Origin of the sequence: Promicromonospora soli (genome assembly GCF_014653785.1) — a bacterium.
Classification (GTDB): domain Bacteria; phylum Actinomycetota; class Actinomycetes; order Actinomycetales; family Cellulomonadaceae; genus Promicromonospora; species Promicromonospora soli.
Window position 1 is genome coordinate 1 of sequence record NZ_BNAS01000002.1, and the last position, 17,658, is coordinate 17,658.

A 17,658-nucleotide genomic window follows, 5' to 3' on the forward strand; every position below is an offset into this window, starting at 1 on the left:
CTGCGCGTCCTGCTCCACGTCAAAGCTCGACGAGTTGGCCAGCAACGTGCCGTCCAGCGCCCTGGCCTCATAGTTGAACCGCCCCAGCTTGCCCGACGCGGTCTGGGTCACCCACACACCCGAGTCGTTCAGCCGCACATCAGCCGTCGCCTCGCCGTCGTACCACAGAGCGAAGCCCAGCAGACCCGCACCGAAGAGGGTCACCACACCGACCGACGCAACGGACCTGCGGTTCTCAAACACGCTTGAGACCAGGCTCATGCGTCCTCCTCTTCATCACTCCACAAAAAGACTGCTCGCCCGGCCATACACACAGGCGCAACGGCAGCACCCTACCGGGCAGAAGGGTGAATCGGCGCTGAATTTGGATGGGCAGGACTACCCATGCACCCCGCCCAGATTGTACGGGTTATGCCGATACGCCTTGGGCCTCTGCGCAGGGGGCCGCCCGGGTCGTGCTGCTCTCAGACCGCCCGGTCCGCCAGGGCCTGGGCGAACTGCTCCAGGGACTCCTTGACGGGGCCCTCCGGCAGCGGCGCCAGCTCGGCCGAGGCCGCCCGCGCCCACTGCACGGCCAGCTCCCGCGTATCGGCGAGCACCGCGTGGGCGCGCAGCCGCTCCAGCGCGGCGTTCAGCGCCTCGTCCGCGGACAGGTCGCCGTCGAGCGCCGCGAGCAGGTCCCGGTCCTCGTCGGTGGCCACGCCGGATGCGACGTGCTGCCGTAGCAGCAGCACCGGCATGGTCGGGACGTGCTCGCGCAGGTCCGTCCCCGGCGTCTTGCCCGAGGTCTCGCCGGACGAGGCGACGTCGAGCACGTCGTCGGCGAGCTGGAACGCGACGCCCACCTTCTCGCCGTACGCGCCGACCGCTTCGATCTGGTCCTTCGGCGCCCCGGCGATCATCGCGCCCAGGCGGGCCGACGCCGACAGCAGAGACGCCGTCTTGTCCGACAGCACCTGCAGGTAGTGGGCCACCTGGTCCTCGCCCGCGTCGGGCCCCATGGTCTCGTGCAGCTGCCCCAGGCACATCCGCTCGAAGGTCTTGGACTGCAGGATCACTGCCTCGGGCCCCAGCTCCGCCACCCGCGCGGACGCACGGGCGAACAGCATGTCGCCCACGAGGATCGCAACCGAGTTGCCCCACACCATGTGGGCCGACGGCGCCCCGCGCCGCATCGGCGCGGAGTCCATGACGTCGTCGTGGTACAGCGAGGCGACCTGCGTCAGCTCCACCACCACTGCGGCGTCGACGATGCCGGGGGCCGTGCCGTCGCCGAGCTCACCGGTCAGGAGGGTGAGCAGGGGCCGGAACCGCTTGCCGCCCGCGTCGATGAGGTGCCGGGAGGCGCCGTCGGCCAGCTTGTCCGCGCTGGCGACGGCCTCCGAGAGCGCGTCGTCGACCCCCGTCAGCCGTTCCGCGAGGCGGGACGCAAGCTCCGGGTCCGTGATCGGCAAGCCGAGCGCGGTGGGGTCGGGCAGGTTGGTCGGAACGGCCGGCGGGGCGGACGCCGACGCACCCGTCGTCGTCTGGGGCGGCAGCGGTACGGAGGTCACGGCACGAACTTACTTGCCTGCTCCACCAGACCGAGAACCGGGGACGGGAAAACGCCGAGAATCACTGTGGCGATCGCACAGACGACGATGGCCAGGGCGGCCGGTCCGCGAGACCGCACGACGGTCACCACCACGCGCTGCGGGGCTGCGACCTGCGCCCTGGCCATGGTGGCGGTCGTGGTGGTCGAGACCCCGGTTTCGACAGGCTCCACAACAGGCGTCGTCTCGACAGGCTCGACCCCCGGCGTCGTCTCGACAGGCTCGACCCCCGAGTCGGCCGGCGCGGGCTGGAACACCATGACGACGAGGAGCCGCAGGTAGAACGCGACGGCGACAACCGACGCGAGCACACCGAGCACCGCGAGCCACCACAGGCCGCCCGACACTGCCCCGGTGAACGCGCCGAACTTCGCGATGAAGCCGGCGGTGAGCGGGATGCCCGCCATCGACAGCAGGAACAGCGCGAACGCGGCGGTGAGCCACGGGGCCTTGCGGCCCAGGCCTGCCCACTGCGCGATCTCGGTCGCCTCGCCGAGCACGATGCCGTCGTCAGCCACCGGACCGTTGTCCTCGCCCGAACCCGCCGTGACCCGGCGCTCCCGTACCAGCGTGACCACGGCGAACGCGCCGATCGTCGCGATGCCGTAGGCGAGCAGGTAGAAGAGCGTGGACGACTGCGCCTGCAGGTTGAAGCCCGCGATGCCCACGAGCAGGAAGCCGGCGTGCGCGATCGACGAGTACGCCAGCAGGCGCTTCACGTCGGTCTGGACGGAGCCCACCGCGGTGCCGACCACCATCGTCAGGACGGCGACCACGACGACGACGATCTGCAGCTGCCGCAGGGCCTCCGGGCTGGCGCCCCCCAGGCCGATCGAGATGCGGTACAGCACCTCGACGAGAGCCGCGACGGCCGCCGCCTTGGTGCAGGCCGCCATGAACCCCGTGATCGGCGTGGGAGCGCCGGTGTAGACGTCGGGCGTCCAGGCGTGGAACGGCACCGCGCCCACCTTGAACAGCAGGCCGACCGTCACCAGCAGCACGCCGGCCACGAGCAGTCCGGTCATGCCCTCGAGCGGCAGGCCGCCCTGCCGCATCGCCATGGCGATCTCGAGCAGCCGCACCGTGCCGGCAAACCCGTAGATCAGCGCGACGCCGAAGATGAACAGCGCCGAGGCGAACGCCCCCAGCAGGAAGTACTTGGCCGCCGCCTCCTGCGACAGGAGCCGACGTCGGCGCGCCGTGGCGCACAGCACGTACAGCGGGAGCGACAGCACCTCCAGGGCGATGAACATGACGATGAGATCGTCGGTGGAGGCGAACAGCATCATGCCGCCGGTCGCGAACAGCAGGAGCGGGTAGATCTCGGTCTGCTCCAGGCCGGACCGCCGGGCCAGGTCCTCGTACGAGGTACCGGGCACGGCCGACGCCGTGGGTGCGAACGAGTCCTGCCCGGTGGCGGTGCGGTCGGCCACCACGAGCACGCCCAGGAAGGCCAGCGCCGCGATGATGCCCTGCGCGCCGAGCGCGAACGGCGTGAGGGTCACACTGCCGCCGACCACCTGCACGGGCTGAGCCACGATCTGTGGCCACAGGACCACCACGAACGCGAGCCCCCCGGCCAGGGCGGCCAGGGTCAGCACGATCTGGGTCATGCGGCGGGCCTTCGCCGGCACGAACGCCTCGAGGAGCACGCCGACCACGCCCGCGCCCAGCACCACGATGAGCGGTGCGAGGGCGAGCCAGTCGATCTCGGGTGCCACGAACTCGGTCACTTGTCGCTCCCCATCTGCGCGGCGGCGTCCGCCGGTTCGTCGATCGCCGTGAGCGCCGCCGACTCGTCGGCCGGTGCGTCCACGTAGGTCAGGGCGAGGCCCGGCACGAAGCCGAGCACCAGGAGCCCGGCCACCAGCGGGGCCGCGACGATGCGCTCACGCACCCTCAGGTCGGGCAGGGCTTCGAGGCCTGCGGCCGGCGCCCCGGTGAAGATCTTCTGATAGGTCAGCAGCACATAGACGGCAGCGAGCACCACGCCCGGGATGGCCGCGATTGCCCAGGCCGCCGAACCGGCGGGCTCCCCGCTGAACGCGCCGATCAGGACCATGATCTCGCTGACGAACGTGGCCAGGCCGGGCAGCGACAGCGTCGCCAGGCCCGCCACGAGGAACGTCCCGGCGAGCACCGGCGTGACCGACCGCAGGCCGCGGTAGTCCGCGATCTGCTGCGACTTCTCCGGGTGCCGGGACACGAGGAACCCGGCCACCAGGAACAGGGCGCCGGTGGCGAGGCCGTGGTTGAGCATCATGAAGCTCGACCCGGCGGTGCCCAGCGGTGTGAAGGTGAAGATGCCCAGGATGATGAAGCCGAAGTGGCTCACCGAGGTCCAGCCGACCAGCCGCAGCAGGTCGGTCTGCAGGATCGCCATGATCGCCCCGTACAGCACGGAGATCACGGCGAGCGCTATGACGAACGGTGCGGCCCACCGGGACGCCTCCGGGAACAGCGGCAGGCAGAGAGTCAGCATCCCGAAGGTGCCGACCTTGTCCAGCACGCAGATCAGCAGCGTGGACGTGCCGGGGCTGGCATTCCCCGCGACGTCGGGCAGCCAGCTGTGCACCGGGACCATGGGGGCCTTGATCGCGAAGGCGATGAAGAACCCGATGAACATGAGGCGCTCGGCGGCGGTGCCCAGGTCGACCGCGACGAGCTCGTCCACGAGGAATGCCCGGCCCGGGTCCACCCCGGCGCCGACGGCGAGGAAGTACAGCGCGATCACCGCGGCGAGCATGATCAGCCCGCCGCCCAGGCTGAACATCAGGAACTTCACGGCGGCCCTACGCCGGCCGGCACCCTGCCCGAACCCCCCGATGAGGAAGTAGGCGGGGATCAGCATGGCCTCGAACAGCACGTAGAACAGGAACACGTCGCGGGCGCAGAACACGGCCACCATGAACGCCTCGAGCAGCAGCACGAGGCCGACGAACCTGCGCAGGCGCACCTCGTCCCGCCCCTGCTCCCTCCAGGCGGCCAGGAGCACCAGCGGCACCAGTACCACGGACAGCGCCACGAGCAGCAGGCCGACGCCGTCGACACCCACCGCGTACGTCGCACCGATCTGCGGGATCCACGGGTAGGTCTCGCCGAGCTGGTGCTCGGCGGCGGCGCCCGGGTCGAAGGCCGCGAACGCCCCGACGAGCAGGGCTACCTCGACCAGCGAGAACAGGAGCGCCAGCGGCCGGGCGAGGCCTATGCCGGCGCTTGCGGAGCCGGTTCGGGAACGACCGAGCGCGCCCAGTCCCACCACGGCCGCGCCGACCAGCGGCCATGCGATGAGCACGGTCAGCCAGGGAAACATCTCTCCTCCGATCACTGGGCACCACCGAGGCCACCAACGAGCCACGCGACGACGGCGATCACGAGGACGCCGCCCGCCATGCCGGCCGCGTACGAGCGGACGTACCCGCTCTGCGCCCTCCGGAATACGGAGCCGAACCACGACACGGTCTGCGGCAGGGCTGCCCAGCCGCGGTCGACGACTTCACGGTCGCCGGCCTCGACCACGCGGGCCAGACCCAGCGCGGGCCGCATCACGAGCGTCTCGTTGGCGGCGTCCTGGTACAGGTCCCTGCGGGCCGCCCGGGTCAGGACGGAGCCGCGCGGCGCCTCCTCGGGAACGACGTTGACCGCGTACATCCGGAACGCCAGCAGTGCGCCGAGGACGACCACCAGGATGGTTACGGTCATGATCACGGGCACCGGGAGCACCGGTTCGTGGTGCTCGGCGTGCCCGACCACCGGCTCCAGCCAGGTGGTGAACGTCCCGCCGATGCCGAGCACCGCGCCCAGCGCGGCGGAGCCGACGCCGAGGAACACCAGCGGCCACCACATCAGCGGCGAACCCTCGTGCGGGTGCCGGTTGTCCTTCCAGCGCGGACGGCGTCCGCCGAACGTCATGAAGAACAGGCGGGTCATGTAGAACGCGGTGATCGCGGCGCCCAGCACGGTGACCGACCCGAAGACCCACGCCCGCCACGGCTGGCCGTCGACCGGGATGAACGCAGCCTCGATGATCCCGTCCTTCGACCAGAAGCCGGAGAACGGCGGGATCCCGAGGATCGCGAGCCAGCCGAGCCCCATGGTGATCCACGTGATCGGCAGGAACCGCGACAGCCCGCCGTAGCGGCGCATGTCGGTCTCGTCACCCATCGCGTGCATCACCGAGCCGGCACCGAGGAACAGGCCCGCCTTGAAGAAGCCGTGCGTGAGCAGGTGGAAGATCGCGAACGCGTACCCGGCCGGGCCGAGCCCCGCGGCGAGCATCATGTACCCGATCTGCGACATCGTGGAGGCGGCCAGAGCCTTCTTGATGTCGTCCTTCGCGGTACCGACCACCGCACCGAACAGCAGGGTGACCGCGCCGACCAGCACCACGACGAGCTGTGCCGTCGGCGCCGCCTCGAGGATGGGGCCGGAGCGCACCATGAGGTACACGCCGGCGGTGACCATCGTGGCGGCGTGGATGAGCGCGGACACCGGCGTCGGGCCGGCCATCGCGTCACCCAGCCAGGCCTGCAGCGGGAACTGCGCCGACTTACCGCACGCGGCGAGCAGCAGGCACAGCCCGACCGCCGTGGCGGTGGCCTGGGAGAGCGAGCCGACCCCGTCGTCGGACAGGGTGGTCGCGAAGTCCAGGGCGCCGGTGTTGGCGAACAGCAGCGCCATCGCCGCGATGAGGCCCATGTCACCCACGCGGTTCATGACGAAGGCCTTCTTGGCCGCCACCGCGTTCTCGCGGGCGGCGGGCCGTCCGGTGTCCCAGAACCCGATGAGCAGGTAGGACGCGAGACCCACACCCTCCCAGCCCACGAAGAGCAGGAGGTAGGAGTCGGCGAGGACCAGCGTCAGCATGGCTGCGACGAACAGGTTCAGGTACGCGAAGAACCGGCGCCGGTGCGGGTCGTGGTCCATGTACGCCACGGAGTACACGTGGATGAGCGTGCCCACGAAGGTCACGAGCATCACGAAGGTCAGGGACAGCGGGTCCAGCCGGATACCGAGGTCCACGTCCAGGTCGCCCGCGGACAGCCAGGTCCACAGGTGGTGGTCGACCGAACGCTCCTCGGCCGGCATGCCGATCATGCGGAACATCAGGATGAAGCCGACGACTCCGGAGGCGGCCGAGGCCAGCACCCCGAGCCAGTGGCCCCAGCGGTCGGTGGCCTTGCCACCCAGCAGCAGTATCGCTGCGCCGATCAGCGGAAAGCCGACCAGCCAGGGGGCAAGCCCGATCACGTCGTTCACTGTCTCCCCCTCAGAGGTTCTTCTTGGTGGGTGAGCCTGCGGTTCCGCTGCACCTCCGCCTCACCCACGGAGCAGGTTGACGTCGTCGACCGAGGCCGAGCGGCGGGTACGGAAGATCGTCACGATGATCGCCAGGCCGACAACGACCTCAGCGGCGGCGACGACCATGACGAAGAAGGCGAGCACCTGGCCCGTCACGTCGCCGTGCATCCTGGCGAAGGTGACGAACGCGAGGTTGGTCGCGTTGAGCATGAGCTCCACGCCCATGAACACGACTATCGCGTTGCGCCGCAGCAGCACCGTCGTGGCGCCGATGGCGAAGAGCGCGGCCGCGAGGACCACGTAGTTGGTGATGTCCATCAGGCTTCTTCCTCCGCCGAGACCCGGGTCTCGACGAGCTCGGCCGCCGGGATGTCCGGCGCGGGCCGCTCCTGGCCGCGGATGCGCAGCACGCGCGACACGGACTGCGGCACCTGCTCGCCGTCCGGCCCCAGCGCGGGCGTGTCCATCGCGTTGGACCGGGCGTAGACGCCGGGCGACGGCAGCGGGGTGAGCACCACGCCGTCGGGCAGCGCCTTGATCCGCGAGTCGGCCACGGACCGCTGCGTCCGCTTCGGCGTCAGCCGACGCCGGTGCGTGAGCACCAGCGCGCCTACCGCCGCCGTCACGAGCAGCACGCCGACGGCCTCCATGGCCACGCCGTAGTCGCCGAACAGCACGCGGGCCAGGGCGGTCGGGTTTGCGATGCCGCCCGGGTCTCCCCCGCTCAGCCCGACGGCGGGCGGGAACGCGGCACGAGCCACGACGCCGGCAAGAACTGCGGCGAGGCCGATCCCGATGAGCACGCCTATCCAGCGCTGCCCCCGGATGGTCTCCGTGAGCGAGTCGGACGCGTCGACGCCGACGAGCATCAGCACGAACAGGAACAGCATCATCACCGCGCCCGTGTACACGACCACCTGCACGACGCCGAGGAACGGCGCCTCCTGCGCGATGTACAGGATCGCCATGCTGACCATGACGAACACAAGACACATCGCCGCGTGCACGGCCCGCTTCACGAACAGCAGGCCCAGCGCGGCGAGCACCATGAGCGGCGCGATGACCCAGAAGAGGGCGGTCTCGCCGCCCGAGATCTCCAGCCCGGCGGGGGTCATGCGGTCACCCCCGACCCGGGGGTCGAGCTTGTCGAGGCCCCGGCGGTCAGGTCGGCCACGGAGGTCGAGCCCGGCTCGCTCGTCGAACGCGACCCGGTGGTCGTGGCCGGGACCCGCACCGACCCGACCGAAGCCGCACCCGCGGACCGCTCGGCGGGGCCCGGACCCTCGTCCGGGCGCAGCTGGTGCTGCTTCAGGGTCGGCGCCGGCGCCTTGCCCGACGCCACGGCGTCCGCGGCGTCCAGCGTCTCGTCGTCCGGCCGGTGCTCGCGCACCCAGCTGACCTGAGCCGCCGTCGGGCCCAGGACGTCACCGCTGTAGTAGTCGGTGTCCGTGGTGCCCTCCACCATGGGGTGGGGCGCGGCGAGCATGCCCTCGGAGAGCGGGGCCAGCAGGTCCTGCTTCTCGTAGATCATGCCCGCGCGGGTCTTGCCGGCCAGCTCGTAGTCGTTGGTCATGGTCAGCGCGCGCGTGGGGCAGGCCTCGATGCACAGCCCGCAGAAGATGCAGCGCAGATAGTTGATCTGGTAGACGGCGCCGTAGCGCTCCCCCGGGCTCATGTGGGCGCCCTGGGAGTCGTCCGCGTGCACCTGGAGGCCCGCGTTCTCGGGCAGGGCCGAGTTGGACGCGCCCTCCACGTAGATCGCGTCCGCCGGGCACGCCCAGGCGCACAGCTCGCAGCCGATGCACTTCTCCAGCCCGTCGGCGTACCGGTTGAGCTGGTGACGGCCGTGGAACCGGCGCTGGGTCGGTGCCTTCTCGCGCGGGTACTGCTCCGTGACCGTGGGCCTGAACATCGACGACAGCGTCACGCCGAAACCCGCGACGGGGGCGAACATCTCCCCGATGGGCCCCGGCTTGGGCCGCAGGGGCTGGTACTCACTCACCGTGGACCTCCTTTCCGAACCGCTTGGACGGGGGCAGCTTCTCGCCGGGCAGCGGCGGCACCGGGAACCCGCCGGCGAAGGCGTCGACGGGCTCCTTCTCCTCGCCGGCGCCCGGCGGCGCCTCCTTCTTCTCCGGCCAGAACCACATGACCGCGATGAAGACGATGGCGGCCCCGACGATCACCGGGATGAACTGCTGGAAGGACACTTGCTGCACGCGCTGCAGCCACTGCACGACGGCGAGCACGACCACCCAGCCCAGCGCCACCGGGATGAGCACCTTCCAGCCGAACACCATGAACTGGTCGTAGCGCAGGCGCAGCAGCGTGCCGCGCACCCACACGAAGACGAACATGACCGCCCACAGCTTCACGAGGAACCAGAGGATGGGCAGCCAGCCCTCGTTGAGGGCGCCGCCCAGGAACCCGTCGGGCACCGGAGCCCGCCAGCCGCCGAGGAAGAGCGTGACGGCCACCGCCGAGACGTTGAGCATGTTGATGTACTCCGCCAGGAAGAACCAGGCGAACTTCATCGACGAGTACTCGGTCATGTAGCCGGAGACGAGCTCACCCTCGGCCTCGGGGAGGTCGAACGGGAGCCGGTTGGTCTCGCCGATCATCGAGATCACGTAGATCACGAACGCTGGCGCGAGCGGGATGAACCACCAGATCTGGGTCTGGCTGTCCACGATCTGCGACGTCGACATCGACCCCGACATGATGAACACGCTCACCAGCGACAGGCCCATCGCGAGCTCGTAGCTGATCACCTGCGCCGTCGAGCGCACCGAGCCGAGCAGCGGGTAGGTGGAGCCGGAGGCCCAGCCGCCCAGCACGATCCCGTACACCCCGAGCGATGCTGCGGCCAGCACGTACAGCACCGCCACCGGGAAGTCGGTGAGCTGCGCCGGGGTGGTCCAGTCCGTCCAGGGGAACGACACGCTCGGCCCGAACGGGATGACGGCGAACACGAGCAGCGAGCAGAACACCGAGATCATCGGCGCCAGCAGGTACACGAACCGGTCGGCCCGCGTGACCGTGAGGTCCTCCTTGAGGAGGAGCTTCATGGCGTCCGCGAGCGACTGCAGCAGGCCGAACGGCCCGTGCCAGTTGGGCCCGGGGCGTACCTGCATGCGCGCAACGACCTTGCGCTCGAACCAGATGGCGAACAGCACGCTGGTCAGCAGGAAGACGACGATGAGCACGGCCTTCACGATCGAGGCCCAGATGGTCTCCTGCGAGAAGTCCGCGGTGACGCCGGGGGCGGCCTCGGCCAGGATCAGCGGGTTCATCGGGCGTCCCCTTCGTGGCGGGCGGCAGCGGTGACAGTGACGAGGTCTCCCGCGGCCGCGCCGAGCGTGTCGTGCACACGGCAGCCGACGGAGGCGAGCGGCAGCCACACGACGCCGTCGACCATCCGGTCGGTGACCGCGGCCGGCACCTCGATGGAGCCGCGCGGCGTGCTGACGGTGACCACGTCGCCGTCGGACACCCCGAAGCCGCCCGCAGTGGCGGCGGACATGCGGGCCACGGGCCGCTTGGCCGTGCCGGCGAGGAACTGCTCGCCGTCCTGGCCGCGGGCCGCGTCGAGCTGCAGGCGCCAGGTGGCGAGCACCGCCTGCCCCCGCCCGACGGTGGGCGGCGCGGCGGGCGCGCCCTGCTCGGCCGCCACCCGCTCCCCGTCCCACGCGCTGCGCTGGGTCATCGCGATGGAGAGGTGGGCCTCGGCCGGCGACGCCGCCTGCAGGTCCACCCCGAGCTGCTGGGCCAGCACGTGCAGGACGCGGTGGTCCGGCAGCGCGCTCGAGTCGAGCGCCGCGCCGAAGGACCGCACGCGGCCCTCCCAGTTCCAGTACGAGCCGGCGCGCTCGACGGGCGGCGCGACGGGCAGCACGACATCGGCCCGCTCGGTCACCTCCGAGAAGCGCACCTCGAGGCTCACCACGAACCCTGCGGCGTCGAGCGCCGCGCGTGCGGCGGCCGGGTCGGGCAGGTCGGCAAGCTCGACGCCGCCGACCATCGCCCCGCCCAGCGCACCCGACGCCAGCGCGTCGAGGATCCCGGCGGTGTCGCGGCCCGGGATCCCCGGGATGTCGGCGCCCCAGGCCTGTGCGATCTGGGCGCGTGCCGCGGCGTCCGCGACCGGGCGTCCGCCCGGCAGCAGGCCCGGCAGCAGACCGGCCTCTACGCCGCCGCGCTCGCCCGCACGACGCGGGATCCACGCGAGCCGCGCGCCCGTCGCCTCGGCGAGCCCGAGTGCCGCGGTGTACCCGCCGGGCGAGCCCGCGAGGCGCTCGCCCACGAGGATCACGGCGCCGGGCTGGGCCAGGGCGCTCGTGTCGATGTCCGATGTGGGCGCGTCCGCCGGGAGCAGACGGCCGGCCAGGCTCGTGGTCAGGCTGGTCAGCCACTCGGCCTCGGTGCCGGGGGCGGCCGGGAGCAGCGTGCCGTCCATCCGGCTCAGACCGCGGGTGGCGTAGGGGGCGATCGAGAAGACCTTCGTCCCGGCCTTCCCCTTGGCTCCCTTGCGCAGCCGCAGGAACGTGATGCCCGCCTCCTCCTCGGCCTCCAGGCCGACGAGCAGCACCGCGGGCGCCTTCTCGAGGTCACCGAACGTGACGCCCACGCCCGAACCGGCCACGACGTGGCCCAGGAACGCGGCCTCCTCGGCGGAGTGCACGCGGGCCCGCTGGTCGACGTCGTTGGTGGCCAGTGCCGTGCGGGCGAAGCGCGACCACGCGAAGGCGTCCTCGACGGTGAGCCGGCCGCCCGGCAGCACGCCGACGCCGCCGCTCCGCTTCGCCCGGGCCAGGCCGGCCGCAGCGATCTCGAGCGCCTCGACCCAGGACGCCGGCCGGAGCTCCCCGTTCTCGCGCACGAGCGGTGTCGTGATGCGGTCCGGCGCGGACTGCCACGGGAACGCGAAGCGGTCCTTGTCGGTGATCCACTCCTCGTTGACCACCGGGTCCTCGCCCGACAGCCGGCGCAGCACCTGGCCCCGGCGGTGGTCGATGCGGATCGCGGAGCCGCAGGAGTCGTGCTCGGCGATGCTCTCGCTGCTGACCAGGTCGAACGGGCGCGACCGGAAGCGGTAGCCCGCGCCGGTGAGCGCGCCCACCGGGCAGATCTGCACGGTGTTGCCGGAGTAGTAGGAGGAGAACGGCCGCCCGGAGGTGTCCGTGGTGGCCTCCCCGATCGGGCGGTCCACGGGTCCGTTCGAGGTGGAACCTCCGGCGAACCCGAGCACGTCCTCGTCGTAGCGGCCGATCTGCTGGTGCGCGCCGCGGTCCTGCAGAGCGATGAACGCGTCGCCCGCGATCTCCTCGCTGAACCGGGTGCAGCGCTGGCACAGCACGCAGCGCTCGCGGTCCAGCAGGATCTGCGTGGACAGCGCGATCGGCTTGGGGAACGTGCGCTTGACGTCGACGAACCGCGTGTCGGGCCGGCCGTTCGACATCGCCTGGTTCTGCAGGGGGCACTCGCCGCCCTTGTCGCACACCGGGCAGTCCAGCGGGTGGTTCATGAGCAGCAGCTCCATGACACCCTGCTGCGCCTTGTCGGCGACGGCGGAGGTGTGCTGCGTCTTGACGACCATGCCGGGCGCGACCGTCATGGTGCAGGACGCCTGGGGCTTCGGCATCGGCCGCACGTTGCCCTCGCGGTCCGGCATCGCGACCTCGACGAGGCACTGCCGGCAGGCGCCCGCGGGCGCCAGGAGCGGGTGGTCGCAGAACCGCGGGATCTGGATCCCGGCCTGCTCGGCGGCCCGGATGATCAGCGTGCCCTTGGGGACGCTCACCTCCGTGCCGTCGATGGTGAAGGTGACCAGCTCGACCGGAGCGGCCTCGGTCGAGGGTGTGTTCGTGGTGACGGTCATCGGTGACCTCCCGTGCCGGCGCCCACTGCTCCGACCAGTGCAGCGCCCGGTGACGTTGTTTTCGGTGTGTACGGGAAGAGCGCCGACGCGCTCGGGTCGAACGGGCAGCCGTGGCCGTCGATGTGCGCCTGGTACTCGGCGCGGAACAGCTGGACGCTGGAGGTGATCGGCGAGGTGGCGCCGTCGCCCAGCGCGCAGAACGCGCGGCCCAGGATGTTGTCGCACAGGTCGAGCAGCAGGTCGAGGTCGCTGTCCTGCCCCTCGCCGGCCTCGATGCGGTGCAGCACCTGCTTGAGCCAGTAGGTGCCCTCGCGGCACGGCGTGCACTTTCCGCACGACTCGTGCGCGTAGAAGTCGGTCCACCGCGACACCGCCCGGACCACGCACACCGACTCGTCGAAGATCTGCAGCGCGCGCGTGCCGAGCATCGACCCGGCGGCGCCGACGGACTCGTAGTCGAGCGGGACGTCCAGGTGATCCTGCGTGAAGATCGGCGTGGACGACCCGCCAGGAGTCCAGAACTTCAGCTCGTGCCCCGCGCGGACGCCGCCCGCCAGGTCGAGCAGCTCGCGCAGCGTGATGCCGAGCGGCGCCTCGTACTGGCCGGGCCTCGTGACGTGCCCCGACAGGGAGAACAGGCCGTGGCCCTGCGACTTCTCCGTGCCCATCGAGGAGAACCAGTCTGCGCCCTTGGCGACGATCGCGGGGACGGACGCGATGGACTCGACGTTGTTCACCACGGTGGGCCGCGCGTACAGGCCGGCGACGGCGGGGAACGGCGGCTTGAGCCGCGGCTGGCCGCGCAGGCCCTCGAGCGAGTCGAGCAGCGCCGTCTCCTCGCCGCAGATGTAGGCGCCTGCCCCGGCGTGCACCGTGACGTCGAGGTCGAAGCCCGAACCCTGGATGTTCTTGCCCAGGTAGCCCGCCTCGTACGCCTCCTCGACCGCGTTCAGCAGCCGCCGGTAGACGTGCAGCACCTCGCCGCGCACGTAGATGAACGCGTGGTCGCAGCCGATCGCGTAGCTCGTGATCGCCACACCCTCGATGAGGTGCTGGGGGCTGGCGAGCATGAGCGGGATGTCCTTGCAGGTGCCCGGCTCGGACTCGTCCGCGTTGACGACCAGGTAGCGCGGGCCGCCGTCGGGCGGAGGCAGGAAGCCCCACTTCATGCCCGTGGGGAAGCCCGCGCCGCCACGGCCGCGCAGGCCGGAGTCCTTGACGGCCTGCACCAGGTCGGCCGGCTCCATCGTCAGGGCCTTCTTGAGGCCGGCGTACCCGCCCGCACCCTCATAGGTGGCGAGCCGCCAGGAGTGGTCCTTGTCCCACGTGTCGGTCAGTACCGGTGTGAGGTTCACTTCGCGTCCTCTCCGGGCTTCTTGTCCTTGCCGACCTCGGTGTCCGCCGGCGTCGTCGGCTGACGCTGGGCGCTCGAGCCCGGCGCACCCGTCACGGGCGGGACCTCGGCCTGGCTCTCGCCCGTCGCGGGCGCCTCGGCGTCGGGCGCCGTCCAGCCGCGCTCCCGAGCGATCTTGAGCCCAGCGAGCGTCGGCTCGCCCGCGCCCACGCCCTCGTCGGCGCGGCCGTCGGGGAACCCGGCCAGGATCCGGCTCATCTGCTTGAACGAGCACACCGACGCGGCGCCCCGCGTCGGGGCGACGTCCTCGCCGAGGCGCAGCTTGTCCGCGAGCGCCGTCGCCGTCTCGGGCGTCTGGTTGTCGAAGAACTCCCAGTTGACCATCACGACGGGCGCGTAGTCGCAGGCGGCGTTGCACTCGATCCGCTCGAGCGTGATCGCGCCGTCGTCGGTGGTCTCGTCGTGACCGACGCCGAGGTGGTCGCTCAGCTCGTCGAAGATCGCGTCGCCGCCCATGACCGCGCACAGGGTGTTGGTGCAGACGCCCACGGTGTAGGTGCCGTTGGGGTGCCGCTTGTACTGGGTGTAGAAGGTGGCGACCGCGGAGACCTCGGCGGCGGTGATGCCGAGCATCTCGGCGCAGAACAGGATGCCGTCCCGGCTGACGTAGCCGTCGACGGACTGCACCAGGTGCAGCATCGGCAGCAGGCCGGACCGGGGGTCCGGGTAGCGCTCCATGATCGCCGTGGCGTCGGCGGTCAGTGCGGCCAGCGTGTCCGCGTCGTAGCGGGTCCTGGTCTCGACGGGGCCGCCCTCGACGGGCTTGGTCGCCGGTTCGGTCGCTCTCATCGGTCCACACCTCCCAGCACAGGGTCCAGGGAGGCGACGGCGACGACGACGTCGGCCACCTGGCCGCCCTCGCACATCACGGACACGCCCTGGAGGTTGTTGAACGAGGGGTCGCGGAAGTGCGCGCGGTAGGGGCGGGTGCCGCCGTCGGAGACGACGTGCACGCCCAGCTCGCCGCGCGGGTGCTCCACGGTCTGCCATGCCTGGCCGACGGGGACGCGGAAGCCCTCGGTGACCAGCTTGAAGTGGTGGATCAGGGCCTCCATGGAGGTGCCCATGATCTTCTTGATGTGCTCCAGGGAGTTGCCCTGCCCGTCCCCGCCCACGGCGAGCTGGGCGGGCCAGGCGATCTTCTTGTCCGCCACCATGACGGGCTCGCCCTCGGTCAGGTCGAGCCGCTCCATGGCCTGCTCGACGATCCTCAGGGACTGGTAGCACTCCTCGATGCGGAGCACCGCCCGGTCGTAGCAGTCGGCGCCCTTCGAGGTGGGCACGTCGAAGTCGTACGTCTCGTAGCCGCAGTACGGGTTGTCCTTGCGGACGTCGTACGGCAGGCCCGTGGAGCGCAGCACCGGCCCGGTGATCGCGAGCGCCATGCACCCGGAGAGGTTCAGGACGCCGACGTCGGTCAGGCGCGCCTTGAAGATCGGGTTGGCCAGCATGAGGTCGCTCAGCTGCTTGAGGTAGTGGCGCACGTTCTTGAGCGCCGCGCGGGCCTGCGTGGTGAAGCCCTCGGGGGTGTCGACCGCCACGCCGCCGGGGCGGATGTACGCGTGGTTCATGCGCAGGCCGGTCACGGCCTCGAAGAGGCGCAGGATCTCCTCGCGGGCGGTGAACCCGACGGTCATGACGGTGGTGGCGCCCATCTCGTTGCCGCCGGTGCCGAGGCAGACCAGGTGGGAGGCGATCCGGTTGAGCTCCATCATCAGGACCCGGATCACCGAGGCGCGCGCGGGCACGTCGTCGGTGATGCCGAGGAGCTTCTCGACCGCGAGACAGTACGCAGCCTCCTGGAACAGAGGCGCCACATAGTCCATGCGGGTGCAGAACGTGGTGCCCTGCGTCCACGTCCGGAACTCCATGTTCTTCTCGATGCCCGTGTGCAGGTAGCCGATGCCGGCGCGGGCCTCGGTGACGGTCTCGCCGTCGATCTCCAGCATCAGGCGCAGCACACCGTGCGTCGACGGGTGCTGGGGGCCCATGTTGACGACGATCCGCTCCTCGCCGATCGCCTCGCGCGCGATGTCGTCCCAGTCGCCGTCGCCATAGGCCTCGAAGGCGCGAACGGTGGACGCCATGTCCTCGTTCCCGGCGGGCCTGGTCGCGTGCGGAGCAGCAGTGGGAGCGTTCATGAATAGCTCCTCCTCGTGTCCGGCGGGGGCACCGTGGCCCCCTTGTACTCGACGGGGATGCCGCCGAGCGGGTAGTCCTTGCGTTGCGGGTGGCCCACCCAGTCGTCCGGCATCTCGATGCGGGTCAGGGCCGGGTGACCGTCGAAGACGATCCCGAAGAAGTCGTACGTCTCGCGCTCGTGCCAGTCGTTGGACGGGTACACGGACGTGGTCGACGGGATGTGCGGGTCCTCGTCGGGCGCCGCGACCTCCAGCCGCAGCCGGCGCGAGTGCGTGATCGAGGCCAGGTGGTAGACGGCGTGCAGCTCCCGGCCGCCGTCGTGCGGGTAGTGCACGCCGCTCACGCCGAGCGAGAGCTCGAACCGCAGGTCCTGGTCGTCGCGCAGCGCCTGGCACACGGCCACGAGGTGCTCGCGGGCGACGTTGATCGTCAGCTCCGCCTGCTGCGCGTCCGCGCTCTGTGCGCCGTGCAGGTCCACGACCACCTTCTCGATCGCCTGCTCCGGGGACACGCCGGCCTCGCCCAGCACCTCGCTCAGGACGTCGACGACCTGGTCGAACCAGCTCCCGTACGGGCGGGGCGACGCCGCGGGCATCGCGATCGGCGTGACGAGGCCGCCGTAGCCGGACGTGTCGCCCGACCCGGTCGCGCCGAACATGCCGCGCTTGACCTCGACGATCTCGAGCGTGGCAGCGCCCTCGGGCGGCTGGACCGCGTCGGCCACGACCTTCTGGTCGCCGCCGGGCGTGACGTCGCTCATCGCAGCAGACCCTTCATCTCGAACGTGGGCGTGGCCTCCATCGCGGCCGCCTCGGCGGCGCGCGCGGCCTCCAGCCGGTTCGCGCCGAGCGGCGCGGTCTGGATGTGGTCGTGCAGCCCGAGGATCGCGTTGATCAGCATCTCCGGGCGCGGCGGGCAGCCGGGCAGGTAGATGTCCACCGGGACCACGTGGTCCACGCCCTGCACGATCGCGTAGTTGTTGAACATCCCGCCCGACGACGCGCACACGCCCATGGAGAGCACCCACTTGGGCTCGCTCATCTGGTCGTACACCTGGCGCACCACCGGTGCCATCTTCTGGCTCACGCGGCCTGCCACGATCATCAGGTCCGCCTGCCGCGGCGACGCGCGGAAGACCTCCATGCCGAACCGCGACAGGTCGAACCGCGACGCACCCGCCGCCATCATCTCGATGGCGCAGCAGGCCAGACCGAACGTCACCGGCCACACCGAAGCCTTGCGCAGGTACCCGGCGAGATCTTCGATCGTCGTCAGCAGGAAACCTGACGGTGCTTCCTCGACACCCATGTCCCCTCCTTGCTGCCGGGACC

The 17,658-nt window shown here is 71.0% G+C and carries 15 protein-coding genes; all 15 read right to left on the reverse strand.

Annotated elements, in window-relative coordinates; genetic code table 11:
* A partial coding sequence (locus IE250_RS05830) for a hypothetical protein (protein WP_189668378.1) occupies window positions 1-261 on the reverse strand: 261 nt, incomplete at its 3' end.
* A 203-nt stretch (window positions 262-464) separates the two neighbouring features.
* Window positions 465-1,553, reverse strand: a complete 1,089-nt coding sequence (locus IE250_RS05835; protein ID WP_229872190.1) for a polyprenyl synthetase family protein — start codon at window positions 1,551-1,553, stop codon at window positions 465-467.
* Window positions 1,550-3,325 carry an NADH-quinone oxidoreductase subunit NuoN gene (nuoN, locus tag IE250_RS05840; protein WP_189668379.1) on the reverse strand — a complete coding sequence of 592 codons (1,776 nt, stop codon included), beginning with the start codon at window positions 3,323-3,325 and terminating at the stop codon, window positions 1,550-1,552. Before nuoN ends, IE250_RS05835 begins: the two co-directional genes overlap by 4 nt.
* Entirely contained in the window at window positions 3,322-4,905 is a 1,584-nt protein-coding gene (locus tag IE250_RS05845) for an NADH-quinone oxidoreductase subunit M (RefSeq protein WP_189668380.1), read from the reverse strand. Before IE250_RS05845 ends, nuoN begins: the two co-directional genes overlap by 4 nt.
* An 11-nt stretch (window positions 4,906-4,916) precedes the next feature.
* Window positions 4,917-6,842: an NADH-quinone oxidoreductase subunit L gene (gene nuoL, locus IE250_RS05850; RefSeq protein WP_189669100.1), complete on the reverse strand. Its 1,926-nt coding sequence runs from the start codon at window positions 6,840-6,842 to the stop codon at window positions 4,917-4,919.
* 69 nt (window positions 6,843-6,911) lie between these two features.
* Complete coding sequence (gene nuoK / locus IE250_RS05855) at window positions 6,912-7,211, reverse strand: NADH-quinone oxidoreductase subunit NuoK (protein ID WP_189668381.1); 300 nt, start codon at window positions 7,209-7,211, stop codon at window positions 6,912-6,914.
* Complete coding sequence (locus tag IE250_RS05860) at window positions 7,211-8,008, reverse strand: NADH-quinone oxidoreductase subunit J (protein WP_189668382.1); 798 nt, start codon at window positions 8,006-8,008, stop codon at window positions 7,211-7,213. Before IE250_RS05860 ends, nuoK begins: the two co-directional genes overlap by 1 nt.
* Entirely contained in the window at window positions 8,005-8,895 is an 891-nt protein-coding gene (nuoI, locus tag IE250_RS05865; RefSeq protein WP_373301604.1) for an NADH-quinone oxidoreductase subunit NuoI, read from the reverse strand. Before nuoI ends, IE250_RS05860 begins: the two co-directional genes overlap by 4 nt.
* Complete coding sequence (gene nuoH / locus IE250_RS05870; protein WP_189668383.1) at window positions 8,888-10,186, reverse strand: NADH-quinone oxidoreductase subunit NuoH; 1,299 nt, start codon at window positions 10,184-10,186, stop codon at window positions 8,888-8,890. Before nuoH ends, nuoI begins: the two co-directional genes overlap by 8 nt.
* Window positions 10,183-12,771 (reverse strand): NADH-quinone oxidoreductase subunit G, encoded by a 2,589-nt coding sequence (locus tag IE250_RS05875; protein ID WP_189668384.1) that lies wholly within the window; start codon window positions 12,769-12,771, stop codon window positions 10,183-10,185. The genes nuoH and IE250_RS05875 overlap by 4 nt, the downstream gene beginning before the upstream one ends.
* A complete protein-coding gene (nuoF, locus tag IE250_RS05880) occupies window positions 12,768-14,126 on the reverse strand; it encodes an NADH-quinone oxidoreductase subunit NuoF (protein ID WP_189668385.1) in 1,359 nt (452 codons plus the stop codon). The genes IE250_RS05875 and nuoF overlap by 4 nt, the downstream gene beginning before the upstream one ends.
* Window positions 14,123-14,974, reverse strand: a complete 852-nt coding sequence (nuoE, locus tag IE250_RS05885; protein ID WP_189668386.1) for an NADH-quinone oxidoreductase subunit NuoE — start codon at window positions 14,972-14,974, stop codon at window positions 14,123-14,125. Before nuoE ends, nuoF begins: the two co-directional genes overlap by 4 nt.
* Entirely contained in the window at window positions 14,971-16,326 is a 1,356-nt protein-coding gene (locus tag IE250_RS05890; protein ID WP_229872191.1) for an NADH-quinone oxidoreductase subunit D, read from the reverse strand. Before IE250_RS05890 ends, nuoE begins: the two co-directional genes overlap by 4 nt.
* Entirely contained in the window at window positions 16,323-17,087 is a 765-nt protein-coding gene (locus tag IE250_RS05895; protein ID WP_189668387.1) for an NADH-quinone oxidoreductase subunit C, read from the reverse strand. Before IE250_RS05895 ends, IE250_RS05890 begins: the two co-directional genes overlap by 4 nt.
* Window positions 17,084-17,635, reverse strand: a complete 552-nt coding sequence (locus tag IE250_RS05900; RefSeq protein ID WP_189668388.1) for a NuoB/complex I 20 kDa subunit family protein — start codon at window positions 17,633-17,635, stop codon at window positions 17,084-17,086. The genes IE250_RS05895 and IE250_RS05900 overlap by 4 nt, the downstream gene beginning before the upstream one ends.
* Window positions 17,636-17,658 lie beyond the last annotated feature (23 nt).